At 62.9% G+C, this 23,816-nt stretch carries 26 protein-coding genes and 1 riboswitch; of the genes, 12 read left to right on the top strand and 14 right to left on the bottom strand.

Features of this window, described 5'->3' with window-relative positions; translation table 11 throughout:
- Window positions 1–4: 4 nt before the first annotated feature.
- From EJ076_RS33145 to rpmB, 3 genes are all read right to left on the bottom strand, one after another.
- Window positions 5–676 (bottom strand): hypothetical protein, encoded by a 672-nt coding sequence (locus tag EJ076_RS33145; protein WP_126070702.1) that lies wholly within the window; start codon window positions 674–676, stop codon window positions 5–7.
- Between the two features lie 3 nt (window positions 677–679).
- Entirely contained in the window at window positions 680–1,360 is a 681-nt protein-coding gene (locus EJ076_RS33140) for a queuosine precursor transporter (RefSeq protein WP_126070701.1), read from the bottom strand.
- Window positions 1,361–1,523: 163 nt separating this feature from the next.
- Window positions 1,524–1,820, bottom strand: a complete 297-nt coding sequence (rpmB, locus tag EJ076_RS33135) for a 50S ribosomal protein L28 (protein ID WP_056583698.1) — start codon at window positions 1,818–1,820, stop codon at window positions 1,524–1,526.
- Between the two features lie 258 nt (window positions 1,821–2,078).
- On the opposite strand from rpmB, the gene EJ076_RS33130 reads away from it, so the two are divergent.
- Genes EJ076_RS33130 through EJ076_RS33120 form a run of 3 tightly spaced genes read left to right on the top strand, consistent with a single transcriptional unit; the run spans window position 2,079 to window position 4,513 of the window.
- The gene (locus tag EJ076_RS33130; protein ID WP_126070700.1) at window positions 2,079–2,867 is read left to right on the top strand and encodes a DUF3108 domain-containing protein; all 789 of its coding nucleotides are present in this window, start codon (window positions 2,079–2,081) and stop codon (window positions 2,865–2,867) included.
- A 48-nt stretch (window positions 2,868–2,915) separates the two neighbouring features.
- On the top strand, window positions 2,916–3,830 hold the full coding sequence (locus EJ076_RS33125; RefSeq protein WP_126070699.1) for an EamA family transporter: 915 nt from the start codon (window positions 2,916–2,918) through the stop codon (window positions 3,828–3,830).
- Complete coding sequence (locus EJ076_RS33120) at window positions 3,827–4,513, top strand: lysoplasmalogenase (protein ID WP_126070698.1); 687 nt, start codon at window positions 3,827–3,829, stop codon at window positions 4,511–4,513. The genes EJ076_RS33125 and EJ076_RS33120 overlap by 4 nt, the downstream gene beginning before the upstream one ends.
- A gap of 1 nt (window position 4,514) precedes the next feature.
- Here EJ076_RS33120 and EJ076_RS33115 read toward each other — a convergent pair whose 3' ends face one another.
- A complete protein-coding gene (locus EJ076_RS33115) occupies window positions 4,515–4,943 on the bottom strand; it encodes a cupin domain-containing protein (RefSeq protein ID WP_126070697.1) in 429 nt (142 codons plus the stop codon).
- A 10-nt stretch (window positions 4,944–4,953) separates the two neighbouring features.
- Complete coding sequence (gene gloB / locus EJ076_RS33110; RefSeq protein ID WP_126070696.1) at window positions 4,954–5,721, bottom strand: hydroxyacylglutathione hydrolase; 768 nt, start codon at window positions 5,719–5,721, stop codon at window positions 4,954–4,956.
- Window positions 5,722–5,860: 139 nt separating this feature from the next.
- Here gloB and EJ076_RS33105 point away from each other — a divergent pair, with 139 nt between their 5' ends.
- The 3 genes from EJ076_RS33105 (at window position 5,861) to EJ076_RS33095 (ending at window position 9,498) form a co-directional block, all read left to right on the top strand.
- Entirely contained in the window at window positions 5,861–6,649 is a 789-nt protein-coding gene (locus tag EJ076_RS33105; RefSeq protein WP_126070695.1) for a methyltransferase domain-containing protein, read from the top strand.
- A gap of 139 nt (window positions 6,650–6,788) precedes the next feature.
- Window positions 6,789–8,615 (top strand): ABC transporter ATP-binding protein/permease, encoded by a 1,827-nt coding sequence (locus EJ076_RS33100; RefSeq protein WP_126070694.1) that lies wholly within the window; start codon window positions 6,789–6,791, stop codon window positions 8,613–8,615.
- Window positions 8,616–8,700: 85 nt separating this feature from the next.
- The gene (locus tag EJ076_RS33095; RefSeq protein WP_126070693.1) at window positions 8,701–9,498 is read left to right on the top strand and encodes a DUF1194 domain-containing protein; all 798 of its coding nucleotides are present in this window, start codon (window positions 8,701–8,703) and stop codon (window positions 9,496–9,498) included.
- A 66-nt stretch (window positions 9,499–9,564) separates the two neighbouring features.
- Here EJ076_RS33095 and EJ076_RS33090 read toward each other — a convergent pair whose 3' ends face one another.
- Window positions 9,565–10,500, bottom strand: a complete 936-nt coding sequence (locus tag EJ076_RS33090) for a glycosyltransferase family 2 protein (protein WP_126070692.1) — start codon at window positions 10,498–10,500, stop codon at window positions 9,565–9,567.
- 364 nt (window positions 10,501–10,864) lie between these two features.
- Between EJ076_RS33090 and EJ076_RS33085 the strand changes: the two genes are divergently transcribed.
- Entirely contained in the window at window positions 10,865–11,221 is a 357-nt protein-coding gene (locus EJ076_RS33085) for a DUF1330 domain-containing protein (RefSeq protein ID WP_126070691.1), read from the top strand.
- Window positions 11,222–11,242: 21 nt separating this feature from the next.
- Here EJ076_RS33085 and EJ076_RS33080 read toward each other — a convergent pair whose 3' ends face one another.
- From EJ076_RS33080 to EJ076_RS33065, 4 genes are all read right to left on the bottom strand, one after another.
- Window positions 11,243–12,235 carry a glycosyltransferase gene (locus EJ076_RS33080; protein WP_126070690.1) on the bottom strand — a complete coding sequence of 331 codons (993 nt, stop codon included), beginning with the start codon at window positions 12,233–12,235 and terminating at the stop codon, window positions 11,243–11,245.
- Window positions 12,236–12,394: 159 nt separating this feature from the next.
- Window positions 12,395–13,225 carry a Stf0 family sulfotransferase gene (locus EJ076_RS33075; protein WP_126070689.1) on the bottom strand — a complete coding sequence of 277 codons (831 nt, stop codon included), beginning with the start codon at window positions 13,223–13,225 and terminating at the stop codon, window positions 12,395–12,397.
- On the bottom strand, window positions 13,174–13,788 hold the full coding sequence (gene metW / locus EJ076_RS33070; RefSeq protein WP_023757246.1) for a methionine biosynthesis protein MetW: 615 nt from the start codon (window positions 13,786–13,788) through the stop codon (window positions 13,174–13,176). Before metW ends, EJ076_RS33075 begins: the two co-directional genes overlap by 52 nt.
- 58 nt (window positions 13,789–13,846) lie before the next feature.
- A complete protein-coding gene (locus EJ076_RS33065) occupies window positions 13,847–15,016 on the bottom strand; it encodes a homoserine O-acetyltransferase (RefSeq protein ID WP_126070688.1) in 1,170 nt (389 codons plus the stop codon).
- Window positions 15,017–15,136: 120 nt separating this feature from the next.
- Window positions 15,137–15,214: riboswitch (SAM riboswitch) on the bottom strand.
- A gap of 132 nt (window positions 15,215–15,346) precedes the next feature.
- Between EJ076_RS33065 and hisC the strand changes: the two genes are divergently transcribed.
- Window positions 15,347–16,456 carry a histidinol-phosphate transaminase gene (gene hisC, locus EJ076_RS33060; RefSeq protein ID WP_126070687.1) on the top strand — a complete coding sequence of 370 codons (1,110 nt, stop codon included), beginning with the start codon at window positions 15,347–15,349 and terminating at the stop codon, window positions 16,454–16,456.
- 6 nt (window positions 16,457–16,462) lie between these two features.
- Entirely contained in the window at window positions 16,463–17,398 is a 936-nt protein-coding gene (locus EJ076_RS33055) for a prephenate/arogenate dehydrogenase family protein (protein WP_206438752.1), read from the top strand.
- Window positions 17,399–17,410: 12 nt separating this feature from the next.
- Here EJ076_RS33055 and EJ076_RS33050 read toward each other — a convergent pair whose 3' ends face one another.
- Both EJ076_RS33050 and EJ076_RS33045 read right to left on the bottom strand, forming a co-directional pair.
- The gene (locus EJ076_RS33050) at window positions 17,411–18,346 is read right to left on the bottom strand and encodes a sugar kinase (RefSeq protein WP_126070685.1); all 936 of its coding nucleotides are present in this window, start codon (window positions 18,344–18,346) and stop codon (window positions 17,411–17,413) included.
- A 7-nt stretch (window positions 18,347–18,353) separates the two neighbouring features.
- Entirely contained in the window at window positions 18,354–19,355 is a 1,002-nt protein-coding gene (locus EJ076_RS33045; RefSeq protein ID WP_126070684.1) for a DUF2125 domain-containing protein, read from the bottom strand.
- Window positions 19,356–19,506: 151 nt separating this feature from the next.
- On the opposite strand from EJ076_RS33045, the gene EJ076_RS33040 reads away from it, so the two are divergent.
- From EJ076_RS33040 to EJ076_RS33030, 3 genes are all read left to right on the top strand, one after another.
- Complete coding sequence (locus tag EJ076_RS33040; protein ID WP_109671627.1) at window positions 19,507–20,028, top strand: gamma-glutamylcyclotransferase; 522 nt, start codon at window positions 19,507–19,509, stop codon at window positions 20,026–20,028.
- A gap of 120 nt (window positions 20,029–20,148) precedes the next feature.
- The gene (locus EJ076_RS33035) at window positions 20,149–21,096 is read left to right on the top strand and encodes an aldo/keto reductase (protein ID WP_126070683.1); all 948 of its coding nucleotides are present in this window, start codon (window positions 20,149–20,151) and stop codon (window positions 21,094–21,096) included.
- Between the two features lie 91 nt (window positions 21,097–21,187).
- Window positions 21,188–21,814, top strand: coding sequence for a LysE family translocator (locus tag EJ076_RS33030; protein ID WP_126070682.1), 627 nt, complete (start codon window positions 21,188–21,190; stop codon window positions 21,812–21,814).
- A gap of 25 nt (window positions 21,815–21,839) precedes the next feature.
- Here the strand turns inward: EJ076_RS33030 and EJ076_RS33025 are convergent, their stop codons facing one another.
- Both EJ076_RS33025 and EJ076_RS33020 read right to left on the bottom strand, forming a co-directional pair.
- Complete coding sequence (locus EJ076_RS33025; protein ID WP_126070681.1) at window positions 21,840–22,640, bottom strand: 1-acyl-sn-glycerol-3-phosphate acyltransferase; 801 nt, start codon at window positions 22,638–22,640, stop codon at window positions 21,840–21,842.
- Window positions 22,641–22,764: 124 nt separating this feature from the next.
- Window positions 22,765–23,667: a LysR family transcriptional regulator gene (locus EJ076_RS33020; RefSeq protein WP_126070680.1), complete on the bottom strand. Its 903-nt coding sequence runs from the start codon at window positions 23,665–23,667 to the stop codon at window positions 22,765–22,767.
- Between the last annotated feature and the right edge of the window lie 149 nt (window positions 23,668–23,816).

Here is a 23,816-nt window from a genome sequence, read left to right as displayed (position 1 = left end):
CGGCTTACGTCCTGGTGGCTATCCAGATGACATGGCGCGCGCCGCGTTTGCCGTTGGCACGCGTGTTGACCTCTTCGACCGTGAAGTCTGCCTGCTTCAGCCGCCGCGAGAAGCCGCTGTCGGGGCCCTGCGACCACACCGCCAGCACACCACCCGGCTTTAGCGCGGCGCGTGCGGCGCTAAGGCCCTGCAGGCTGTAAAGCGCATCGTTGGATTTGTGGACGATGCCTTCGGGACCGTTGTCGACATCGAGCAGGATGGCGTCCCAGGCCGCGGGCTGCGAGCGTATCAGCTGGCCGACATCGGCCTCCTGGATGGTGACGCGCGGATCGTTGAGACAGCCGCCAAAGATTTCGGCCATTGGGCCGCGTGCCCAGGCGACAACGGCAGGCACCAGTTCGGCGACAACGATTCCGGCATCATTGCCCAGTTCTGTGAGTGCGGCGCGCAAGGTAAAACCCATGCCAAGCCCACCGATCAGGATTCTTGGCTGCCGATGACTGGCAATCCGCCCGCATGACAGTTTTGCCAGCGCTTCCTCGGAGCCGCTGAGGCGGCTGTTCATGAGCTCGTTGGTGCCGAGCATGATCGAGAATTCTGACCCGCGCCGCTTGAGGCGAAGTTCCTGCGCGCCATCCGGGGTCCTTGCCGAATCGAGCTGGACCCAGGGGATCATGTTCTAAGCCGCAATTGCCGGCTGGCTCCAGCGGGCGGCGAGCAGCCGGTAGGGGATGAGTGCGACGACGGCGATGATCAGTTTCACCGAGAGATCACCAAGCGCCCACGAAACCCAGCGCATCGCGTCGACATGGAAGACGCCCATCAACGGTGCGGTTTCGAGCGCAAAGCTGTCGTTCGGACCAGCGAAGGCAAAGGCGGCCGAGAAAGCGACGGTGAAGAACACGGCGGTGTCGAACACCGATCCGACCAGCGTGCCGATGATCGGCGCCCGCCACCAGCTCTGCCGGCGCAGCCGGTTGAAGACGGTCACATCGAGCAATTGCGCGGAAAGGAATGCCGCGCCGGAGGCCGCCGCGATCCGCACCAGCCGGTCGGCGGCGGTCTCGAATTCGATCAGGCCGTGGCGGAACAGGAAGGGCGGGACAAGGATCGAGCAGACCACCGCCGTCATGAAGCCGACAAAGACGATCCTGCGCGCCACAGTAGGCCCGTAGCGGCGGTTGGCGAGGTCAGTGACCAGAAAGGAGAAGGGGTAGGTGAAGGCGCCCCAGGTCAAAAGGTCGGCCAGCGACAGGCCGCCGATCTGGCCCTGCATCGGGAACTGCACGAGAATGTTCGACGCCACGACAACAAGCGCCATGGCGGCCACGAATGGCAAATATCGCGAGAAGAAAGTCATTTTTTTATCCTGGGTAATGGAACCAGCGGAGCGTCATGCCGAAACCGGATCACGCTCGCTTCGTATTTTGAGCATCGGGTTGCCGAAACCTTGCGGATTCGATCCGATGCCAAAGGCCAACAAGAGGTTGGCCAGGGCGGTCGTCCCCCGCCTTTAAACGATGTCAGGCAGCAGGCTGCTCGGCGATCTTCTTGGCAATCTGCTTCTTCAGCAGACGCGCGCGCTGCGACAATTCCTTGACGTCGGCCTTGGCCAGGAAGGCGTCGAGGCCGCCGCGATGTTCGACCGAACGCAGCGCGTTGGCCGAGATGCGCAGGCGCACATTCTGGTTCAGCGCTTCCGAAATCAGCGTCACATTGACGAGATTCGGCAGGAAGCGACGCTTGGTCTTGTTGTTGGCGTGGCTCACATTGTTGCCGGACATGACTGCCTTGGCAGTGAGTTCGCAGGTGCGGGACATTGTTCTAACCTTCAGTTCTCGGGGTCTGCCAAACCTTTGTGCCCACGCCGGGTGGCGCGCGGTTCTGGTCAGGCGGCCTTATGGAAAAAGTTGGCGTTCCATAGTTGCATTTCGCCGGGGCGTCAAGCTCCGGCTTCCCCACGGACGCGCCCGGCATTTTCATATTAAGGCCGGAATTCATCCTATAAGCGGTCTGATAGGGACATGCCAGACCGGAGTTGCCCGCCTCCGGCCGAAAATCAAGGACCCGATCCCGCCATGCTTCGTTCGTCACATGCCCTTGTCGCCATGCTTGCCATTGCCTTGCCGTCCGCCGCGTCTGCTGCCTCGCCGCAGTCGTTCAAGGGCGAGTACACGGTGTCGTTCCTTGGTCTTTCGATCGCGAAATCAACGTTTTCCAGCCGCTATGAGAACGGCGCCTACGCGATCGAAGGCAGCGTCAGCGCGGCAGGGCTGGCCAAGCTGTTCGACGACACGCGTGGCACGATCTCGTCGAAAGGCACGATTGCGGGCAAGAAGATGGTGCCGCAGGCGTTCCGTGCCGATTACACCTCCGGCAAGAAGGCGTCCGTGGTCGACATCCGTTTTGCCAATGGCACGGTCACCTCGACGCAGGTCATCCCGGCGCCGGGCAAGCGCGATCCAAAGAGCTGGGTGCCGGTCAGTGCCGGCGACCTGGCATCGGTGCTCGATCCGATGGCCGCCACCGTTGTCCATGCCGACAGTCTCGACCAGGTCTGCGGCCGCACGGTGAAGTTCTATGACGGCGAGATGCGCGCCAACCTGGCGCTGACCTACGCTTCGAAAGGCACGATCTCGGTGCCGGGCTACAAGGGCGACACCATCACCTGCCGGATGGGTTTCGAGCCGGTGGCGGGTTATCGCAAGGGTCGCAAGGCGCTCAACTATCTGAAGAACAAAAGCCGCGTGATGGTGACATTTGCACCGCTCGGCCAAACCGGCGTATATGCGCCGATCCACGCCACGGTGGGCACGCAGATCGGCACCTTGACCATCAGCGCCGGGCGTTTCGAAGCGGTACAATAGGCCAGGCGCGCTACTGGAGACAGGGTGGGGCGCGCCACTGGAGACAGAATGGGGCGCGCAACACTGATCGGCTTTTCGGCGGTGGCCATGTGGGCGCTGCTGGCGCTGCTCACGGATGCCTCGGGCCAAGTGCCGCCGTTCCTGCTGTCGGCAATCACCTTCTCGATCGGCACCGGCGTCGGGCTCGTCGCGCGACTGTTCATGCCGGCGCCTGACAAGAGCCAGAAGATACCGCCGCAGGTCTGGCTGATCGGCATTGCCGGGCTGTTCGGCTACCACTTCTTCTACTTCACCGCGCTGCGCAATGCGCCGGCGGTGGAGGCGAGCCTGATCGCCTATCTGTGGCCGCTGCTGATCGTGCTCGGCTCGGCGCTGATGCCGGGCGAGCGCCTGGCCTGGAACCATGTCGTCGGTGCGCTGCTCGGCCTTGCCGGCACCGTGCTGATCGTCACCAAGGGTGGTGGCCTCGCCTTCGACGCCCGCTACGCCTTCGGCTATACCATGGCCGCCGTTTGCGCCGTGCTGTGGTCGTCCTATTCGCTGTTGTCGCGGCGCTTTCCGTCGGTGCCGACCAGCATCGTCACCTGGTTCTGCGCGGCAACCGCGGTGCTGTCGCTCGCCTGCCACCTGGCGCTGGAACAAACCGTGCTGCCTGGCGGCGCCGGCCAGTGGCTGGCCGTGCTCGGCCTTGGCCTGATGCCGGTGGGTGCTGCCTTCTACGCCTGGGACATCGGCGTCAAGCGCGGCAACATCCAGGTGCTGGGTGCTGCAAGCTACGCGGCACCGCTGTTGTCGACGCTGGTGCTGATCGCGGCCGGCGTCGCCGAGCCGTCGCTGCGCATTCTCGCCGCCTGCGTGCTCATCACCGGTGGCGCGGCGCTGGCGGCAAAGTCGCTGTTCCTGCGCAAGCCGGTCGCGACCGAAAGCGGAGCCGGGACATCCGAAGGCGGAGCCCGGGCATGACGATGCCGTTTGCGGGCGGCATCGACGCCAACGCCAATGCGACACTGATCTTTTCGCTGGCGGCGGCGGTCATCTACGCCTTCACACTTGGCATGCCGCCAACGCTCGCCCGCTCGGCGGCAAAGACGCTCGCAGTGGCGATGCTTGCCGTGCTGGCGGCGCTGCAAGGCGGCCCGCTGCTGCTGGTCGCCGCCCTTGCGCTCAGCGCCGTTGGCGACGCCTTCCTGTCGCGGGACGGCGAAAAGGCCTTTCTCGGTGGGCTGGCCAGTTTTCTCATCGCCCACATCGTCTATGTCGCGCTGTTCCTGCGCAGCGGCGGCGGGTTGAGATTACTTGGCGCCGAATCCTGGCGCGGAGCGATCGCGCTCGCCATGGCGGTGTTCGCGATCGTCATGCTGGCGGCGTTGTGGCGTCGCGTTGGTCCCGGCCTGCGTATCCCGATCACCGTCTATGTCGCTGCGATCCTGGCAATGGGCGTTTCGGCGCTGACGACAGGCAGCATCTGGATTATCGGTGGCGCGCTGTTGTTCATGGCATCGGACGGGTTGCTCGCCACGGAGAAATTCCTGGTGGCTGCCATCTCGCCGCATCGTGCCTGGATGCGTTTTGCGGTCTGGGTGCTCTACTACGTCGCCCAACTCGCGATCACGCTAGGCTTCCTGCTAAATCAGGCTTCTTATTGAGTTAGGGTTGTTTCGGCTGCCAGCCGGGTGCTGCCAGTTCGAAGGCGGCAAACTCGAAGCCCGGTGCGACGGTGCAGCCGACCAGCGTCCACTCGCCCAGGCTGCGCGCCGATTGCCACCAGCCTGCCGGCACGACGATTTGCGGCCGCTCGCCGGCTGCGAGATCGATGCCGAGCACCTGCTCCACAACGGCGCTGCCTTCTTCCCACATCGCCAGCGCCAGCGGGGCGCCGGCGTGGAAATGCCAGACCTCGGCGGCGTCCTTGACCCGGTGCCAGGCCGAAACCTGATGCTGTTCCAGCAGGAAGTAGATCGCGGTCGAATGGCCGCGCGCGCCGCCCGCGCCATCGCGAAAGGTCTCGGCGTACCAGCCGCCTTCCGGATGCGGCTTCAGGCCGAGCGTCGCGATGATTTCGGCGGAGCTGGTCATGGTCGATGCTCTAGAAGTTGTCCTTGCGCTTGCGGATTTCGGCAAAAACCTCGGCGTCCGAGGCTTTCTCCAGCCCGAGATGCTTACGGATCGCCGGATCGTGCCAGCGCAGGAAGGGATTGGTCGACAGTTCCTCGCCGATCGTCGTCGGCAGTGTCGGCTTGTCGGCGGTGCGCAGCGCCTCGATCCTGGCGGCGCGTTCCTTCAATGCCGAATTGGTCGGGTCGATGCTCAGCGCGAAGCGGGCGTTGGAGAGCGTGTATTCGTGGCCGCAATAAATGACCGTTTCAGCCGGAAGTGCAGCCAGCTTCTTCAGCGAATCATACATCACCGGCGGCTTGCATTCGAACAGCCGCCCGCACCCCAGCGCAAACAGCGTGTCGGCGGTGAACGCCACACTCGACGCCGGCAAGTAGTAGGAGACATGGCCGGCGGTGTGGCCGGGCGTGGCAATCACCTCGATCCGCTCATCGCCGAGATGAACGACGGAACCCTCTTCGACGGGTTCGTCGATGCCGGGGATCTTGGCCTTCTCCGCTTCCGGGCCGACGATGCGCAATTTGAAGCGCTCCTTCAGCGCCAGATTGGCCTCGACGTGATCGACATGATGATGCGTGGTCAGGATCATCGTTGGCGTCCAGCCGGTGCGCTTGAGCGCGGCCAGGATCGGTGCCTCCTCGGGCGCGTCGATGATCGCGGTCTGGCCGCTTTTGGGATCATGCACCAGCACGCCGAAATTGTCGCTGCGGCACATGAACTGTTCGATTTCGACCGGCATCGCATGTCTCCATTGTCGCCGCAGACATAGGGTGCTGGCGCGCGGATGTCATCCCAGGATGTTGAATGTCATTCCCGGAATGTCGGGCTCATCGAGGCCTTTTGTTGAAACCCGCCGATATCACGGCTACATCCCTGCCATGCATTCCGACATCGTCGATCTTCGCTCCTTCTATTCGACAACGCTCGGCCGGTTCGCCGAGCGTTCGATCACCATGGCGTTGTCGTCGATATGGGCAGCCGTTCCCAACGAGCGGCTGGTTGGTCTGGGTTACACTTTGCCCTGGCTGGAGCGGTTCGGCACCGACGCCGAGCGGGTCTTCGCCTTCATGCCGGCAACGCAAGGCGCCGTGGTGTGGCCGGCGACAGGGCCGACCGCCACGGCACTGGTCTTCGACGAGGAGCTGCCGCTGGTCGATTCTTGCATCGACCGCATGCTGCTGGTCCATTCGCTCGAACATGTCGAGAACCCGCGTGAGACGCTGAATGAGATTTGGCGCGTGCTGTCGCCGGCTGGCCGGGTGGTCATCGTCGTGCCCAACCGGCGTGGTGTCTGGGCGCGCTTCGAGCACACGCCGTTTGGCAATGGCCGGCCTTTCTCGCGTGGCCAGCTCACCGAATTGCTGCGTGAGGCGAATTTCACGCCCGCCGCCTGGTCCGATGCGCTGTTCTTTCCGCCATCGCGGCGCCGTTTCATGATGCGGTTCCACAATGTGCTGGAACGCGCCGGCCGGCGACTGTGGCCGATCTTTTCCGGGGTCATCGTGGTCGAGGCACAGAAGCGGCTCTATCAAGGCGTGCCGGTCGCCCAGCGCGCCTCGCGCCGTGTCTTCGTGCCAGTGCTGTCGCCGCATGGCGCCACCCGGCTTGGCCGTCGCAATGAGGCCGGGGACACCAAGCCATCAGTTGCGCGGGTGACGGCTTCGTGATCACGGCAAGAGTGCCTGGTGGCTTTTCCCTGCCTATCTGTCGCAAGCGGACTGACAGCCCATTTGGCAGCCCATTTGAACGACGGATGCCTTCAAGTCTCTCCAACCGGTTTCAGCACTGAACGCAAGGACCTCGGCCATGGCTGATCAACCGGACAATGCCGCCGCCGCTCAGCCGGTTGCCGTGGCGGTCGAAACCAGCAGCCTGAGCGATCAGGTGGCGACGATCAGGCGGGCGCTGGCGGGGTCGCCGGTTCGCAAGTGGTTGCTCTGGACATCGGTCGGTATCATGGCCGTCATCATCGCAACGTCGATCGGCCAGGTTCTGCTCAACCGCTGGAATCAGCCTTTCTACGATGCGCTTGCGCGCCGCGACATGGCGGCGTTTGTGCACCAGCTTCTCGTCTTTGCAATGATCGCCGGCGGGCTGCTGGTGCTCAACATCGGCCAGACCTGGCTCAACCAGATGATCAGACTCAAGCTGCGCGAGGCGCTGACGCTGGACCTGATCGACCAGTGGATGCGGCCGGCGCGCGCCTTCCGGCTGGCCAATGCCGGCGCCATTGGCGTCAATCCCGACCAGCGCATGCAGCAGGACGCCGCGCATCTGTCCGACCTGTCGACCGATCTCGGGGTCGGCCTGCTGCAGTCGTGCATCCTGCTCGCGTCCTTCGTCGGCGTGCTGTGGGAGCTGTCCTCGGGCTTCGTGTTCCACATCGGCGGAACGTCGCTCGCCATACCGGGCTACATGGTCTGGGCCGCCATCCTTTATGCCGGCATCGCTTCCTGGCTGAGCTGGCTGGTCGGACGCCCGCTCATCCGCCTGAACAGCGACCGCTATACACGCGAAGCCGAGCTGCGCTCCTCGATGGTGCGCGTCAATGAGAATGTCGATGCCATTGCGTTGTATCATGGCGAGGCCGACGCCAGGCGACGGCTTGAACTCGACCTCGGCACGGTGCTGGGCGCCATGCGACGTATCTACACCGCCCAGATCAACCTATCCTGGGTGACCGACACCTATGGCTGGATCACCGTCGTGGCACCCATCCTGGTCGCCTCGCCGGTCTATTTCGCAGGGGATATCAGCTTTGGCGGGCTGATGATGGCGGTCGGTGCCTTCAACCAGGTCCACTCGTCCCTGCGCTGGTTCATCAACAACATCGGCAGCATTGCCGATTGGCGCGCCACGCTGATGCGCGTCGCCGACTTCCGCATCGCGCTCGATGAAACCGATGTGCTGCACGACACGGAAAAGCGCATCGTCTTCGGTGAAAACGCCAATGGCAGCATGACTTTCGAGACGCTCGAAGTGGCTTCGCCGGAGGGCTGCACCAAGCTCGCCGACCAGCATGTCGAAATCCGTGCCGGCGAGCGCGTCATGATCACCGGCGACCGGGGCGCCGGTAAGACGCTGTTCTTCCGCGCCATTGCCGGCCTGTGGCCATGGGGAAGGGGGCGGATCGGCCTGCCGGCGGGAGAAACCCTCATATTCGTGCCGCGCGTCCCGTATTTCCCGGCCGGTACGTTGCGCGAGGTCCTCGATCACCCGAACGGGGTGGCGCCGGCGAGCGATGCCGACATTTCGGCGGTGCTTGCCGAGGTTGGTCTGGAACGGCTGTCGTCGTCGCTCGACCGTGCCGGGCGCTGGGACCATGAACTGGGCGATGACGAACAGCGCTCGCTGGCCTTCGCCAGGCTCGCCTTGCGGCAGCCGAAATGGGTGATCATCGACGAAGCCATGGATGCGTTCGACGGGCCTTCCCTGCGGCGCGTGCTGTCGATGCTGGAGAAACGTTTGCCCGGCGCCGCGATCCTCAACATCGGACGCGGCCTGCACAACAATCAGTTCTTTCCGCGCGCGTTGACGATCGTCAAGGATTCCGGCGCGCCGGCGCTGAAACCTGCTCGCATCAGGGCAGGTGCTATCGAACCGCCGCCAGCTGGCGCCCGCCGCAAGACATAGGCCGATATCCGGATTGCCGGCGCAAAGCTTTATTTTGCCGTGATCGCGAGGGAAGCTCTCCGGGAGAAACAACCCTGCGACGGCCATGCTTGATGCTCTGCGCCTGCTTGCCTGTCTTGCCTGCGCCCAGGCCGCGCCCGCCGCCTCGCCGACGGATGCGCTGCCTGTGGACGTCGAGCTGGTGCTGGCGGTCGACATCTCGCTGTCGATGGACGAGAAGGAGTTCGCCCTGCAGCGCGCCGGCTATGTCGAGGCGCTGCGGCATCCCGATTTCATCCGGGCCGTCCGCGCCGGCGCCACGGGCCGCATCGCGCTCACCTATTTCGAATGGGCCGGCACGGTGCGCGATGACGCGGTCATCGGCTGGCAGATCATCGACAGCGCCGAGAGCGCCAACAGCTTTGCCGACAAGGTCGCGGCCCGCCCGTTCCGGAGCTTCCGCGGCACATCGATTTCCGGTGCATTGGCGTTCGGCACCGAGCTTTTCGATCGCACCTCTTTCGAGGGCGAACGCAGCGTCATCGATATCTCCGGTGATGGTCCAAACAATATCGGGCCGCCGGTCACCGCGACGCGTGATGCGGCAATCGCCAAAGGCATAGTCATCAACGGACTGCCGATCCTGATCAGCCCGTCGCCAACCTTCAGCCATCTCGACCAGTATTATGCGCAATGCGTGACCGGAGGACCCGGTTCCTTCGTGCTGCCGATTTACGCGGCGGCCGAATTCTCGACAGCCATCCGGCGCAAGTTGATCCTCGAAGTGAGCGGCATCCGGGACAGGATCATCCCCGTCGACGCGGCCGCGCCGATCGATTGTCTGCAAGGCGAGCGGGACAGGCGGTTCTTGTCCGATCCGTATTTTCCCGAACTCGACCGGTGAGCCTTGCCGGACTGTTGGTGCATGTCGTTGTCCCAAAACCGCTGGACACTTTTGGGCGACATGCAATTAGGCCGGCCGGGCGCCAAATTTGTCGCGGAACTCATTGTAGAGATCGCGGCGCCAGCGCCGACCATGGACATAGCCGTGCATCAGCTCCGGCAGCGAGTAGCCGAGCGCTTTCGACTCGCGATTGGCCATGTAGCCCTTGAATGCCTCCGGTATCCGGCCTCTGAGGATATCGGCGATGATCTGCCGCGAGATCATGTAGGGCGGAATGTGCGGGTAGGCGTGGGCAATGTGCGGGTGTTTGCCCATCAGGTTCGCATAGGCTTCGACATAACCGTCACGGCGGCCCGAAATCGAGTTTTCCGAATTGTATTTCGTCCAATCGATGTCCTCGGACAAACGCGCGCCATAGCGACGGGAAAGCCGCAGCAGCAATTCCCGATCCTGCATCCGGGTGATGTCGCTATCGTAGCCGCCAATGCCCAGCAAGGCTTCGCGGCGGGCGGTTATCGCGGAGCCGGCGATGAAGATCGTCTGCGCGACCAGCGTGCGTTCCAGCATGGTCGGGCTCACGAATGCATCGCGATTGACGCAGTTGGTGGCACGGTTGCCCTTCAGGGAGACAAAAGAGCTGATCAGCACCTGAAGTGCGGGATTGTCATCGAACCAGGCCAGGGTCCCTTCAAGTCGGTGCGGCAGGTAGACGTCGTCCGAATCGAGGAAGGTCACCACCGGCGCGCGCGCGCGCTCGATGCCGGCATTCCTGGCGGCGTTGGCGCCTCGCCATTTGGCACCGACATAGATCAGCCGCGGATCCTGGATGCGCGCCAGCGCCGCCTCGGTCCCATCGGTCGAGCCATCGTCGACGACAATGTGCTCAAGCCTGGGCATGCCCTGGGATAGCACGCTTTCCACGGCGCGCAACACCGTCTCGCGCCGATTGTGGGTCGGCGTTATGACCGTGATGAGAGGTGCGTCTTCGATGATCCCGGCCATGTCGTGTCAGCTGTTTCCTGCGCAGGACTGCGCGTCTATCCAGGACTTTTCGATTTTCAGAACGGTCGAATGGATCGGACTTTTCCTTTCCGGTCATCATCTTCGACGCGACGCTACAAAAAACAGCTTCCTGTGTCACCCACCGTGCCAGCACTCAACCCGCGCGAGATAACGAATTCCCGTTGCTAGCGTTCCAATTGCAACAGCACTGCCGCGCAGACTCGCGAATCACCATGGAAGCGACCCGCCGCGACAGGATAGCATACACTCCATTACCTCAGACGTAATCGCTTTGCGCTCGGCGTTTGGTCAGATTGCCCTTGCGAGGCCGGCAACTCGGCTTCGATAACAAGGGAGTACAGTTATGACCGCCTACGCCGTTGCCCATATGCGCCAGGCCACAATGGGTCCGCAGATCGTCGAATATCTGCACAGGATCGATGCCACACTGGAACCTTTCGGCGGCCGTTTTCTGGTTCATGGCGGCGATGTGGAGGTGATCGAGAACGACTGGCCGGGCCACCTGATCATCATCGAATTTCCCGACCGGCAGCACGTGCATGGCTGGTACAATTCGCCAGCCTACCAGGCGATACTGGCGCTGCGCACGGGTAATTCGGTGTCCGATGTGGTGTTCGCTGACGGCGTCGAACATCCGCACAAGGCGACGGATGTTCTGGAAGAGTCGACGGTCCCAGACCAATTGAGCTTAGAAGCGTGATTCAGGGATCGGGAAAGGCGCCTAGCTGTGCCCGACATAGTCAGGCACGATCTCGATTTCGTCACGAACAATGCCGGCGGCGAAACTGAACTGGCCCCAAAACGCCAGGGCATAAAATGCCTGACCGACAATCAGGGAAAATGGAATTTGCCAAGGCGGCATCCCTGTCTCTCGGGCATGGCCGACAATCCGTCGTGTCGTGCGCCACGACATGGTGAACCATCGGCTGAAAGACTTGGCCACCCGTTGCGTACGGCCAGCCGAATTGAGCGCCACGAACTTCCGGTCGGCGTCGCGGCCGGTAACCAAGGCACGCCAGTAAAAGAACCGCCAGCCCCGGGGTGAGTAGTGGTAGACGCGTGCGTTGACATTATGAATTTTGTGGCCTTCGCGCAGCAGTTCGCGCATCAGCAACGTGCAGGAAACCTTGAAGCCATTGTGTTTCGGGAAAGGATGGCTGACGATCCATTCGCGTCGAAACCCTACATTGTTGGCGTTCATCGCCCGCTTCGAGGCAAATCGCCCATCGCCATGAGCCATCGGGAAAAACCAGATCAGGGCAAACGTTCTTGAAAAGAAATCATCGTGCGAAAGATATGTGTATCCGTTTACGCAAATGATTTTTGGATCTTCAAATGGCTTCAGCAAAGCTGACAGCCAGCCTGGTTCCGGCACGACGTCGGAATCGGTCAAGATGACGATGCTTCCGTCCGTTGCCAGTACGCCATTGTTCTTCAGGTCGTAGTATCGGCCCCCAGGGAACGCTGTGAAGACGAGGTCGGAAACTTGACCCAGCTGCGGTGCTTCAGCCGTGATTTTATGAAGCAGCGCGTCTGCATCCGACTCATGCCCACCATGAGAAATAACAACTTTCGGTCGCGCCAGGCCGAGATCAGTGACAGCTACGATTTCCCGCGCCAAGGCCTTCAGTCCAACGCCGATCTCGTCCCAGTCGATGGACTTGGCGTTTTCCATTTCCACAACGAGTGAATATCTTGCGCGTTCTTCAACCATCTCTGCACTGACCGTTCATCGTCCAGGTGGCTATATCCGCCGCAACCTAAAGTAAAGCAACCTCTGCCTATCTAGCGACAGCCTTTCGTGAAACGCTCCATTGTCCCACATAATCTTGCATGTTGCCTCTTTGATCAAATCGGAGCGCCAGCTCGGATTTCAAAGAAAGCCGGACCCGCGGTGATTTCTGGTCTGGAACTTTGAGGTGTCGGAATACTGCGACAAGAAGCGTTCCCTCCATTCCGTATTGACGGTGTCCCGTTGGATCTCGAGACCAGAATTGGGGGCTGATGTAGATTCAAATGTGATTTCAGCGTCAACCAGATGCGCGACCTTTACAAGGCTGGCCCGTGGGTTTGCCAAGAGTTCCTCATATGTCAATGACAGGAAAGACAATCCGTTTCTTGCTAGCCAAATGTCCCAGGCCAGATTTTCCAGCATGATTTTTTCAAGCGCCTCCGCGATCGCCGCGCCGTCATAGCGTGGTGAGTTCTGAGCAGCCTCAGTGGAGCGAAATCGACCGGTCTGACGAGCGCGTGCCCAAGAAATTGCCTGACCAAGGAGATCGCGGCGGGTTAAGCGGACATAGCGCAGTCCTGGAAGGCTGGCTGGGAGGTCCACAGTCTTGGCCACCTGGGAAAACTGGCTTGCAAAGAGTTTGACTGCATAAATTCCGGAGGGAGATCGCCCATCCTTTAATGCACGCAAAACCTGAGCACGGGGATCGCGAGGATAGTTCGGCAATTCGAGAACACGGCGGCCGCCGAACCATTCCAGAGGATTGCCAAGCCCGGCGGTTGCCATCAACCCGGCGAGATGGTTGCTGCCACTGCGTGGTGAGGTGCAGATGAGAATCCCGGCTTTTAACCCAGCCAGGATGTCGGAAGGGACTTCAACAGGCAAAGGGCGCCTACGAAAGAGATGCATGGCGAACACAGCTACCGTTTCAGCAAGAACACTGCCTGCTGGCCGAAGAAATTCCAGAACCACCACGGCATCGACAGGCCGATCTTCTGGCCATTGGCGTCGAGCGCCGTCGCCTTCTCCACGGTCGCGCCGAGCTCGTCGCACAGATTGACGAAATCGCGGATGGTGCAGAAGTGGATGTTGGGCGTGTCGTACCAGGAATAGGGCAGGTCCTTGGTCACCGGCATGCGGCCCTGGATGAACAGCGACAGGCGCACCCGCCAATGGCCGAAATTGGGGAAGGACACGATGGCGCGGTTGCCAATCCTGAGCAGTTCGTCGAGCACCAGCTTCGGATTGCGGGTTGCCTGCAGCGTCTGCGACAGGACGACGAAGTCAAAGCCCTTGTCGGGATAGAATTCGAGGTCCTTGTCGGCATCGCCCTGGATGACCGAGAGGCCGCGCGCCACGCATTCGTTGACGCCGCGCTGCGACAGCTCCAGTCCACGACCGTCGACCTGTTTGGTGTCCTGCAGCAGTTCGAGCAGCGAGCCGTCGCCCGAACCGACGTCGAGCACGCGCGACTGCGGTGGGATGAGGTTGGCGACGACCTCGAGGTCGACGCGCTGGTCGCGGTTGACACTCATGGCTTCGCCTCCTGCCTGGCGCATGATCCCGATCCGAAAAGTCTGCAATTTTTCGGGGTCATGCGCTGAGCCCTCTCGCCCGGGCCGCCGATCCGATGAAGCCGTTGATGGCGGCAAACAGTTCCGGCTCGTCGAGCAGGAAGGCATCGTGGCCGCGGTCGGTTTCGATCTCGACGAAGGATACCGACGCGCCGGCCGCGTTGAGCGCATGCACGATCGAGCGGCTTTCCTCGGTCGGGAACAGCCAGTCCGAGGTGAAGGACACCAGGCAGAAGCGGGTTTTCGTGCCGGCGAAGGCATCGGCCAACCGACCGCCATGATCGGCGGCGAGGTCGAAATAGTCCATCGACCGCGTCATGTAGAGGTAGGAATTGGCGTCGAAGCGATCGACGAAGGTCATGCCCTGGTGGCGCAGATAGCTTTCGATCTGGAAGTCGGCGTCGAAGCCGAAGGTCAGCGCTTCGCGATCCTGCAGATTGCGGCCGAACTTCCGGTGCAGGGCGGCTTCCGACAGATAGGTGATGTGGGCGGCCATGCGCGCTACCGCCAGGCCCTTTTCCGGGCGTTTGCCGTGCTCGAAATATTTGCCGCCATGCCAGTCCGGATCGGCCATGACAGCTTGCCTACCGACCTCGTGGAAGGCGATGTTCTGTGAGGAATGGCGCGCGCCGGTGGCGATCGGCAGCGCCGAGAAGACGCGCTCCGGATAGCTCGACGCCCATTCCAGCACCTGCATGCCGCCCATCGAGCCGCCGAGCACGCAAAACAGTTTCTCGATGCCGAAATGGTCGATCAGCATCTGCTGCGCGCGCACCATGTCGCGGATGGTGATGATCGGCAGGTCGAGCCCATAGGGCTTGCCGGTGGCGGGATTGGTCGAGGCCGGGCCGGTGGAGCCCAGGCAGCCGCCGATGACGTTTGAGCAGATGACGAAGAAGCGGTTGGTGTCGATGATCTTGCCCGGGCCGATCAGCACTTCCCACCAGCCCGGCTTGCCGGTTACGGGATTGGTGTTGGCGACATGCTGGTCGCCGGTCAGCGCGTGGCAGACGAGGATGGCATTGGAACGGGCGTCATTGAGCGTGCCATAGGTCTGGTAGGCGATTTGGAACGGCGACAGCAGCGTGCCGGCGTCGAGCTTGAGCGGCTTGTCAGGTCCAAAACGCAACACCGGGCTCGACGGCTGGTCGGCCTCGTTGTTGGTTTTGCGAGCACGCAGAGCGGCCATCATGTCTCTCTACCCTTCCGCATCGTGCTTTTCGAAAAATCGCTGCCGATTTTCGGGCCGATGCGCTCATCCGCCCGGTCGCGGACAATAAAAAACCGGCATTGCCTTCGCAAAGCCGGTTACGTCACGCAAACGGCCCTTTAGCGAATTGTTTAACGTGGCTGCAAGCCGACCGGCCAAATCACCACGGAACTGTCGCTACTCTTCTAGAACTCGCCCGCCTTGCCGTCAATGCCGGCCACTGGCACCACCGCCACCTCTCGACATTGCCGGTCATGGCTTGTATTTCCGCTGCGGCTCCTGCGGAGCTTTCTCGATGGATATCTCGAAATGAAGCAGACACCGGATCAGGCACGTCCAACCCCGCGCGCGGGCATCATGGACATCGACGCCTATGTGCCGGGCAAGAGCACGGCGCCGGCCGGCGTTACCAAGGTCTACAAGCTGTCTTCGAACGAGAATCCGCTGGGGCCCTCGCCAAAGGCGATCGAAGCCGCGCGGGAGATTGCCGGAAAGCTCGACATCTATCCCGACGGCACCGCCAGGCGGCTGCGCGAAGCCATCGCCGAGGTGCATGGCCTCAACGCACAGAACATCATCTGTTCCAACGGTTCCGACGAGATCCTCGGCCTGCTGGCGCAGACCTATCTGGCGCCCGGTGACGAGGCGATCTTCACCGAACACGCCTTCATGGTCTACAAGATCTATATCCAGTCGGCAGGTGCCGTCCCGGTACCGGTCAAGGAGACCAACGAGCGCGCCGACATCGATGCTATCCTGGCCGCCGTCACGCCGCGCACGAAAATCGTGTTCCTCGCCAATCCCAACAATCCGACCGGCACCTATGTGCCGTTCCAGGAGGTGCGCCGCCTGCATGCCGGCCTGCCCAGGCATGTGCTGCTGGTGCTCGACGCGGCATACGCCGAATATGTCCGCCGCAACGACTATGAAGCCGGCATCGAACTGGTCGGTAGCGCCGAGAACGTCGTGATGACCCGTACCTTCTCCAAGATCGGCCTTGGTGGTGCGCGGATCGGCTGGATGTACGCGCCGACGCACATCGTCGACGCCGTCAACCGCGTGCGCGGCCCCTTCAACGTCAACGCAACGGCGATCGAGGCCGGCATCGCGGCGATCCGCGACCGCGCCCATGTCGAGCGCAGCGTCGCGCATAACGAGACCTGGCTGGCCTGGGTCAGCGAACAGATGACGGGGCTTGGGTTGCGGGTGACGCCCAGTGTCGGCAATTTCGTCCTCATCCATTTTCCCGATGACCAGAAACACTCCGCAGCGGCGGCGGACGACTATCTGACCGCGCGCGGCTATATCTTGCGGCGCGTTTCCGGCTATGGCTTTCCCAACGCGCTGCGCATGACCATCGGCACCGAAGAGGCCAATCGCGGCGTTGTCGCCGCTCTCACGACATTCCTGAAAAGCTAGAACACCATGACATCACCGATGTTTGAAAAGATTGCGCTGGTCGGCATCGGCCTGATCGGCTCGTCGCTGGCCCGCGTCATCCGCCGCGAGGGCCTCGCCCGTCACGTCGCCATTTCCACCCGCAGCGCCGCGACGCTGGCGCGGGCTGAGGAGCTTGGGCTGGGTGATTCCTACACGACCGATGCGAGAGAAGCGGTCCGCGATGCCGATCTGGTCATCGTCTCGGTGCCGGTTGGCTCATCCGGCGCGGTCGCCGAGGAAATCGCGCCGGCGCTGAAGCCGGGCGCGATCCTCACCGATGTCGGCTCGACCAAGGCATCGGTCATCGCGCAGATGCAGCCTTATGTGCCGGCCGGCGTCCATTTCATTCCCGGTCACCCACTGGCGGGCACTGAAAAATCCGGCCCCGATGCCGGTTTCGCCGACCTGTTCGACAATCGCTGGTGCATCTTCACGCCGGTGCCCGACACCGATCCGGACGCGCTGGAGAGGCTGTCGGAATTCTGGCGGCGCTGCGGCGCCAACATCGACACGATGGACCCTCAGCATCACGACATGACGCTGGCCATCGTCTCGCATTTGCCGCACATCATCGCCTACAACATCGTCGGCACCGCCGATGATCTGCAGTCGGTGACCAAATCCGAAGTGATCAAATATTCGGCTTCGGGCTTTCGCGACTTCACCCGCCTTGCCGCTTCCGACCCGACCATGTGGCGCGACGTGTGCCTGCACAACAAGGACGCCATCCTCGAAATGCTGGCGCGGTTCTCGGAAGATCTGGCGTCGCTGCAACGCGCGATCCGCTGGGGCGATGGCGAAAAACTCTTCGACCTGTTCACCCGCACCCGCGCCGTGCGCCGCTCGATCATCGAGGCCGGCCAGGACATCGACGTGCCCGATTTTGGCCGTCAGGCGGTCGAGCACCCTAAAGGGACCTGAATCTCAGCTCCCTTAGCCTTGTCGGGATGTCGGCCAGATCGCAGCGACCATGGCCAGAGTCTCGGCGCGGTCCGGCGCGCCCAGCCTGCCGCCGAAGCGCAGGCATTTGAGCGCGGCGGCCGCACTGGCAAAGCGCAAAGCCTGCTCGACCGGCATGGCTTCCGCCAGCCCGACGGCGAAGGCGCCGTGAAAGACATCGCCGGCGGCCAACGTGTCGACGGCCTTGATTTTCGGCGCCGCGACATGGCGTACACAGCCTGCGGAACGGTCGTGCCACCAGCTCCCCGCCGCGCCGCCGGTCACCGCGACAAAGGCGTCGGTGCGGCTGGCGAGATCGGCGCAAGCCGTTTCCGGATCGAGCGCCTGGCCGCAGACAATGCGCGCCGCCGGCTCCGAAGCGACGATGTGCGTGGCGAGCGGCAACAGCTGTTCCAGGACCTCCAGCCGTGCGGTGTCGGCATCGAGGATCGCCGGACGGCCCATGGCGCGGGCCGCCTTCAGGGCAAGTGCTGCCGCACCCGGCCAGCGGACATCGACCAGTACGGCGTCGAATGCCATGAGGTCAGCGACCGGCAAGGCTTCGGGATCGGCCTGGGCAAGTCTGTCATAGAACGGCACGATGATGCGCTCGCCATGCGCGTCGACCAGGATCGAGGCCAGCGCCGAGCGGGCGCCTCTGACGCGGCGCACAAAGGTGCAATCGACGCCCTCGGCCTCGATGCCGGCGATGAGCTGGTCGGCGACGGCATCGTCGCCGGCACTCGCCCACAGCGATACCTCGGCGCCCAGGCGGTGGGCCGCGCAGGCAGCGCTCGTCGCCATGCCCGAGGCGATCTGGACGCCGTCGGAGGCGATGAACTTTCCTTGATGCATGGGCAGTGTCTCGACACGCAGGATGGTGTCCAACGTCAGTGCGCCAACACTCAGCAACCTCACGGGTCTTGCCATGGCAACGCTATTCCACCGGCTTGATCTTGCCCAGCGGAATGAAGCCGAGCGAGGCCTTGCCCTTGACCACCTTCAGCGGCATCGACGGTTCGTTGCCGAGCACCGCCAAGGCAGCAAAGCCCTGCTCGATCTGGCTTTTCTGCTCGGGTATGGCGGCGCCGAGGATCGCCGCCACCGCCTTCGGATCCTTCAGCCTGATCATCAGATCGGCGTTGATAAGGCCCTCGGCATCGACCGACAGCGGTCCCGAAACGGTGATGCGCGCCGTGCCCGACGACAGGTCGAGGTTGCGGATTTCGATCGCCTGGCCGCGCAGGCTTTTCACTTGCGTGCCGATCAGCGCGACGCCGTTCTTCAGCGTGACGTCGCCGCTGGCATCGAGCGCCGGCAGCACGCGCCCGCCGATCGCGTCGGGATCCATCTCGAGATCGCCAAAACTGCCGATATAGTCGATATCTCCGCCGTTCGGCTGCAACTGACCTGATGCCTTGCCGGCGCTGAACAGTTGCATCGGATCGGTGTCGTCGGCTGGATCGGTCTGGCCGGACAGGCCCTCCGCCTCCAGAGAAATCCGCTGCGGTAGCGGCCACCACAATTTGACGTTGGCTTGCAGATTGTCCCAGTCGATCCAGAGCGGCACCATGTCCGGAACGGAGGTCCTGAGCGGACCGCGCAGATTGGCTACCGGTGACAGAGGCTGGATGATCTGGGCGGCTGCGTTGAAGCTGCCGGCCGAAGCGGCGATGTTTTTGGCATCGTCCTCGTAGGCCAGGTTGTCGCAGGAGACGCTAAAGCTCAGGGGATAGCCGCTGACCTGCAGGTTGGCGCAGCCGGCTTCGACGCCAGTCTTGTTCAGCGTGGCGACCGCCTTGTCGGCCTCGGTCCTCACCCGGTCAGCCAGATAGAACCAGCCGCCGCTGTAGATGGCGAACAGCACGACGATGAACGCTGCAAGCCAGAACAGGCGGCGACCGTTGTTACTCGGCTGGCGTTCGTCACTTGACGTCATGCTTTGGCTCTCGTTAACGCAAGGGTGTTGCGGACGGACAGTCGATTCCGCCAACAACAGGTAGACAGAGACGAATAGGTAGACAGAGAAGGGCGGAAAAAACACCGATTCCCTGTGGTGCTGCCATTCTTTTGCAATCAGGCGCGGCGATATGGGCGATTTTTGGGTGTTTGGCTATGGTTCGCTGATTTGGCGGCCGGGTTTCGCGCATGTCGAGACACAACGCGCCCGTCTGCACGGCTATCGCCGGTCGCTCTGCGTCTATTCCTTCGTGCATCGCGGCACGCGTGAACGACCGGGGCTGGTACTCGGCCTCGACCGCGGCGGCTCCTGCATCGGCCTGGCGTTCCGCGTTCCCGGCGGCTTGCGCGACGAGGTCATCACCTATCTGCGCGAGCGCGAGCTGGTCACCAATGTCTATCTCGAGCGTATGCTCAAGGTTCGCCTCGACAGCGGCCGCACGGTCGAAGCGGTGACCTACATCGTCGACCGCCAGCACGAGCAATATGCCGGCGCGCTCGATGCGGCACATGCGGCGGCGGTGGTGCGCGGTGCCGTCGGCCAATCCGGCATCAACGAGGACTATGTGCTCAGCACGCTGGAGCATCTCAAGGCGCTGGGCATCCGCGACCACTGGCTGGAGGATGTCGCCAGGCAGGTCGCGCCTTTGTGAAGCTGGCTCTGCGGAAAAAGGCGGCCAGGCCTTTGACCTCGATCAGGCAAGACCTAGTTAGGCTTCGAACCTCAGCCAGTGGGCCGCATTCGCCCACCCCAATCATCCTGGAGATACGCCTTGCAGAAACGCCGTCTCGGTCGCACCGACCTGTCCATCGCGCCGCTGGTTCTGGGCGGCAATGTCTTCGGCTGGACCGCCGACGAGAAAACCTCGTTCGACCTGCTCGACCGCTTCGTCGGGGCCGGCCTCAACGCTATCGATACGGCGGACGCCTATTCGCGCTGGGTCTCTGGCCACAAGGGCGGTGAGTCGGAAACCATCATCGGCAAGTGGATGAAAGACCGTGGCAATCGTGACAAGGTCGTGGTGATCACCAAGGTCGGTTCGGATATGGGGCAAGGACACAAGGACCTGTCCGCCGCCTACATCGAAAAGGCCGTAGATGCATCGCTGAAGCGGCTGCAGACCGATGTCATCGACCTCTATCTGTCGCATTGGCCGGACCCGACGACGCCCTATGAGGAAACCCTTGGCGCCTATGAGAAGCTGCTCGCCAAGGGCAAGATCCGCTATGCCGGCTGCTCGAACCTCGACGCCGGCCAGTTGCGTGCCGCGCTTGATGTGGCGAGCCTGCGAAGCCTGCCGCGCTACGAGGTGCTGCAGCCGGAATACAATCTCTACGATCGCTCGTCCTTTGACGGGCCGCTGCGCGATCTGTGCGTGGCCGAAGACATCGGCGTCATCACCTATTTCAGCCTGGCCAAGGGTTTTCTCAGCGGCAAATACCGCAGCGAGGCCGATCTCGGTCAAAGCCCGCGTGGCGGTGGGGTGAAAGACTACCTCAACGCGCGCGGCATGCGCATCCTTGCCGCACTCGACGCGGTGTCGACCAGGCATTCGGCCAAGCAGGCGGAGGTGGCGCTTGCCTGGGCAATCGCGCGGCCGGGCGTCACCGCACCGATCGCCAGCGCCACCAAGCCCGAGCAGATGGACAGCCTGATCAAGGCGGCGTCCCTGAAGCTGAGCGCTGCCGACATGGCCGAACTCGACAGAGCGAGCGGCTGAGGTTTTCGGCGGCCGCTCCTCGCACGAACGTCCAAGACGACCCTCTTGTCTTGCCATAGCCTCCGTCGCACGGGGCAAGGCAGAGGGTGAGATGACTGAGCCGCTTCTTTCGCAGCCGGACCTTTGGCGTCAGCTGCTCGCTCTGGTGCTTGCCTCTGCCGTCGTCATGGGCAGCCCGGGACCGGCAACGATAAGCGTCACCGTCGTCGGCGCGGCGTTCGGTTTGCGCCATTCGCTGGGCTATGCCTGGGGGATCATCCTGGGCACGATCGCCGTGCTTTTGGTCGTCGCGACGGGGGTCATGGCGGTGCTCGCGTCGATGCCGAAGCTGGCGCCGTTGCTGGCCGTCGCGTCCGCCGCCTACATCCTCTATCTCGCCTTCAAGATCGCCACGGCCCCGCCCTTGGCAGCACGTGCCGCCGAAGCTTCGCGCCCAACATGGCTGGCTGGGTTTCTTCTCGCGGTCGCCAATCCAAAGGCCTATGTGGCGATCGCCGCCGTGTTTGCCGGTGCCTCGTCGAAACAGGGCGCCGCTGAGCTTGGTCTATGGCTGAAGCTGGCGGCTCTTGCCCTGATGATCGTTGCCATCCACGCTCTGTGGCTTGTCGCGGGGGCAGCGTTCGCGCGCTTCCTGCGCCGGCCGGCGGCTTCGCGGGTCATCAATCTGGTCTTTGCCGCGACGCTGGTGTTGACCACCGCGCTGGCCGTGTTTGGCTGAGACCTGCCGGCCGGAGACTTCCGGTTCAGACTTTGGTTCTTGCAGCCGCGTCCAGCTCCTGCAGCCTTTTCACCGCTGTCGGCGGCAAGGCAGGTGGGTTCGGGCCGCGTGCCGCATCAATCAGGAACTGGTCGCAGGCAGCCTCGGTTTCACCGATCAGCCGGGCCATGAATTCGTCCTTGCCCAGTCCCGGTGGGATCGGCGGCAGGAAACGCGCCTTCACGGTGCCGGGGTAGCGCAGAAATTTTCGACGCGGCCAATAGAGACCGGCGACATGGGCGACCGGCACCACCGGAATGCCAAGTTGCGTGTAGATTTCGACGATGCCGTATTTGTAGGCCGGCTCGTCGCCCGGCGCCCGGCGTGTGCCCTCGGGATAGATGATGAGCTGGCGGGGATTGCGGGCCATCTCCTCCTTGGTCGCGGCGACCACGGCCTTCAGCGCCTTCGAGCGGCTGCCGCGGTGAACCGGGATCATGCGCATCTTCATGATGTACCAGCCGAAGAACGGGATCCAGGTCAGCTCGCGCTTCAGGATGTAGAGCGGGTCCTGGAGGAAGGGGAAGAAGGCGATCGCATCCCAGAACGACTGGTGCTTTGGCGCCAGGATGAAGGAGCCCTCGGGCAGGTTTTCCTGGCCGGTGATGTCGTTCTTCGTTCCGGCGATCTTGTCATAAAGCCACATCGAGGTGCGCGACCAGAATTTCGGCACGAACCAGGCGCGGTGACGGGGCGACAGGAAGTAATAGGGGGTCCAGAGGATCATCTGGACGATCAGGTTGACGTAGAAGACGAAATTGAACGTCAGCGATCTGAAATAGAGCATTGGGGGAGGCCCGGTCAGGAGGTGAGCGTTGGTTACACCAAGCGCGGGGAAAAAGGAAATGGCCGTCGGGCGCTCTGATCGGCGAAGATGAGCGATCCGTCGATCGGCGAGCGGCCCGATTCCGCTACATCAGTCGCGCCAATCGCTCCTTCAGGCGCGGGGCGGCAAAATCGAGGAATGCGCGCAGCTTGACCGGCAGCAGGCCGTGGCCTGCATGCACCAGGCTTACCGGCCATGGCTTTGGCTCGAACTCCTGCAGCAGGACGCGCAGCGTGCCGGACCGCTGTGCGGCTTCGATCTGGTAGGAAAGCACCCGTGTCAGCCCGACGCCGGCAATCGCTGCATCGATGGCCGCTTCGGCGGTGTTGACCTGAAGCCGTGAGCGAACCTGAATCGGGATTTCGGCCTTGCCCCTGGTGAAGCTCCAGGTGGTGGCGGAAGCAAGCCTCTCGAAGGTGATGCAGCTGTGTGTTCCGAGATCTTCCAGGGTCGTCGGCGTGCCATGCTCGGCCAGATAGGCGGGGTTGGCGCACACGACGCGGCGGATCGCGCCGACGCCAATGGCGACCAGGCTCGAATCGGGCAGTTGGCCGATGCGGATGGCGAGATCGAAATGGTCCTCGACCAGCTGGGTTATGCGGTCTGCCAGCGTCAGGCGGATGTCCACGTCGGGATAGGCGGCGAGGAAACCGGTGACGACCGGCAGCACATGCAGGCGGCCAAAGACGACCGGCGCGGTGATGGCCAGTTCGCCGGTCGGCGCGCTGTATTCGCCGGCTGCCGTGCGTTCGGCCTCACCGACCTCGTCGAGGATGCGGCGGCAGGCGGCAAGATAGGCCTGGCCGGCATCGGTCGGCGTAAGCCTGCGCGTCGAGCGGTTCAGGAGGCGTGTGTTCAGGTGGCGCTCAAGATCGGAAATCTTGCGGCTGACCGTCGCCAGCGGAATGCCGAAACGGCGGCTGGCCTCGGAAAGGCTGCCTGCCTCCACCGCGGCGACAAAGAGCGACATGGCTTCGAGACGATCCATAGCTTCTTCCGAAAAATGGGAGGACAGGTTACGAATATGCCATCTGCGTTTCATTGATGGAAGGCTCTATATTCGATGTGTCGGCCTGCCTGCACGGGCTGATCGTCTGCTCGGCCAGCGGCCGGACGATCACCCAACATTATAGGAAC

The sequence above is a fragment of the Mesorhizobium sp. M7D.F.Ca.US.005.01.1.1 genome (assembly GCF_003952545.1).
GTDB lineage: Bacteria > Pseudomonadota > Alphaproteobacteria > Rhizobiales > Rhizobiaceae > Mesorhizobium > Mesorhizobium loti.
This window is presented reverse-complemented; position numbering and strand designations above follow the sequence as displayed.

Bases quoted from the DNA above. Each gene is read 5' to 3' on its own strand.
- EJ076_RS33040 (WP_109671627.1), top strand. From the start codon at position 19,507: ATGGGCGATTTTTGGGTGTTTGGCTATGGTTCGCTGATTTGGCGGCCG.
- EJ076_RS33025 (WP_126070681.1), bottom strand. From the start codon at position 22,640: ATGCTCTATTTCAGATCGCTGACGTTCAATTTCGTCTTCTACGTCAAC.
- rpmB (WP_056583698.1), bottom strand. From the start codon at position 1,820: ATGTCCCGCACCTGCGAACTCACTGCCAAGGCAGTCATGTCCGGCAAC.
- gloB (WP_126070696.1), bottom strand. From the start codon at position 5,721: ATGCCGGTCGAAATCGAACAGTTCATGTGCCGCAGCGACAATTTCGGC.
- EJ076_RS33080 (WP_126070690.1), bottom strand. From the start codon at position 12,235: ATGGTTGAAGAACGCGCAAGATATTCACTCGTTGTGGAAATGGAAAAC.
- EJ076_RS33065 (WP_126070688.1), bottom strand. From the start codon at position 15,016: ATGGCCGCTCTGCGTGCTCGCAAAACCAACAACGAGGCCGACCAGCCG.
- EJ076_RS33130 (WP_126070700.1), top strand. From the start codon at position 2,079: ATGCTTCGTTCGTCACATGCCCTTGTCGCCATGCTTGCCATTGCCTTG.
- EJ076_RS33140 (WP_126070701.1), bottom strand. From the start codon at position 1,360: ATGACTTTCTTCTCGCGATATTTGCCATTCGTGGCCGCCATGGCGCTT.
- EJ076_RS33030 (WP_126070682.1), top strand. From the start codon at position 21,188: ATGACTGAGCCGCTTCTTTCGCAGCCGGACCTTTGGCGTCAGCTGCTC.
- hisC (WP_126070687.1), top strand. From the start codon at position 15,347: ATGAAGCAGACACCGGATCAGGCACGTCCAACCCCGCGCGCGGGCATC.
- EJ076_RS33085 (WP_126070691.1), top strand. From the start codon at position 10,865: ATGACCGCCTACGCCGTTGCCCATATGCGCCAGGCCACAATGGGTCCG.
- EJ076_RS33095 (WP_126070693.1), top strand. From the start codon at position 8,701: ATGCTTGATGCTCTGCGCCTGCTTGCCTGTCTTGCCTGCGCCCAGGCC.
- EJ076_RS33055 (WP_206438752.1), top strand. From the start codon at position 16,463: ATGACATCACCGATGTTTGAAAAGATTGCGCTGGTCGGCATCGGCCTG.
- EJ076_RS33105 (WP_126070695.1), top strand. From the start codon at position 5,861: ATGCATTCCGACATCGTCGATCTTCGCTCCTTCTATTCGACAACGCTC.
- metW (WP_023757246.1), bottom strand. From the start codon at position 13,788: ATGAGTGTCAACCGCGACCAGCGCGTCGACCTCGAGGTCGTCGCCAAC.
- EJ076_RS33050 (WP_126070685.1), bottom strand. From the start codon at position 18,346: ATGGCAAGACCCGTGAGGTTGCTGAGTGTTGGCGCACTGACGTTGGAC.
- EJ076_RS33115 (WP_126070697.1), bottom strand. From the start codon at position 4,943: ATGACCAGCTCCGCCGAAATCATCGCGACGCTCGGCCTGAAGCCGCAT.
- EJ076_RS33020 (WP_126070680.1), bottom strand. From the start codon at position 23,667: ATGGATCGTCTCGAAGCCATGTCGCTCTTTGTCGCCGCGGTGGAGGCA.
- EJ076_RS33125 (WP_126070699.1), top strand. From the start codon at position 2,916: ATGGGGCGCGCAACACTGATCGGCTTTTCGGCGGTGGCCATGTGGGCG.
- EJ076_RS33090 (WP_126070692.1), bottom strand. From the start codon at position 10,500: ATGGCCGGGATCATCGAAGACGCACCTCTCATCACGGTCATAACGCCG.
- EJ076_RS33120 (WP_126070698.1), top strand. From the start codon at position 3,827: ATGACGATGCCGTTTGCGGGCGGCATCGACGCCAACGCCAATGCGACA.
- EJ076_RS33045 (WP_126070684.1), bottom strand. From the start codon at position 19,355: ATGACGTCAAGTGACGAACGCCAGCCGAGTAACAACGGTCGCCGCCTG.
- EJ076_RS33145 (WP_126070702.1), bottom strand. From the start codon at position 676: ATGATCCCCTGGGTCCAGCTCGATTCGGCAAGGACCCCGGATGGCGCG.
- EJ076_RS33100 (WP_126070694.1), top strand. From the start codon at position 6,789: ATGGCTGATCAACCGGACAATGCCGCCGCCGCTCAGCCGGTTGCCGTG.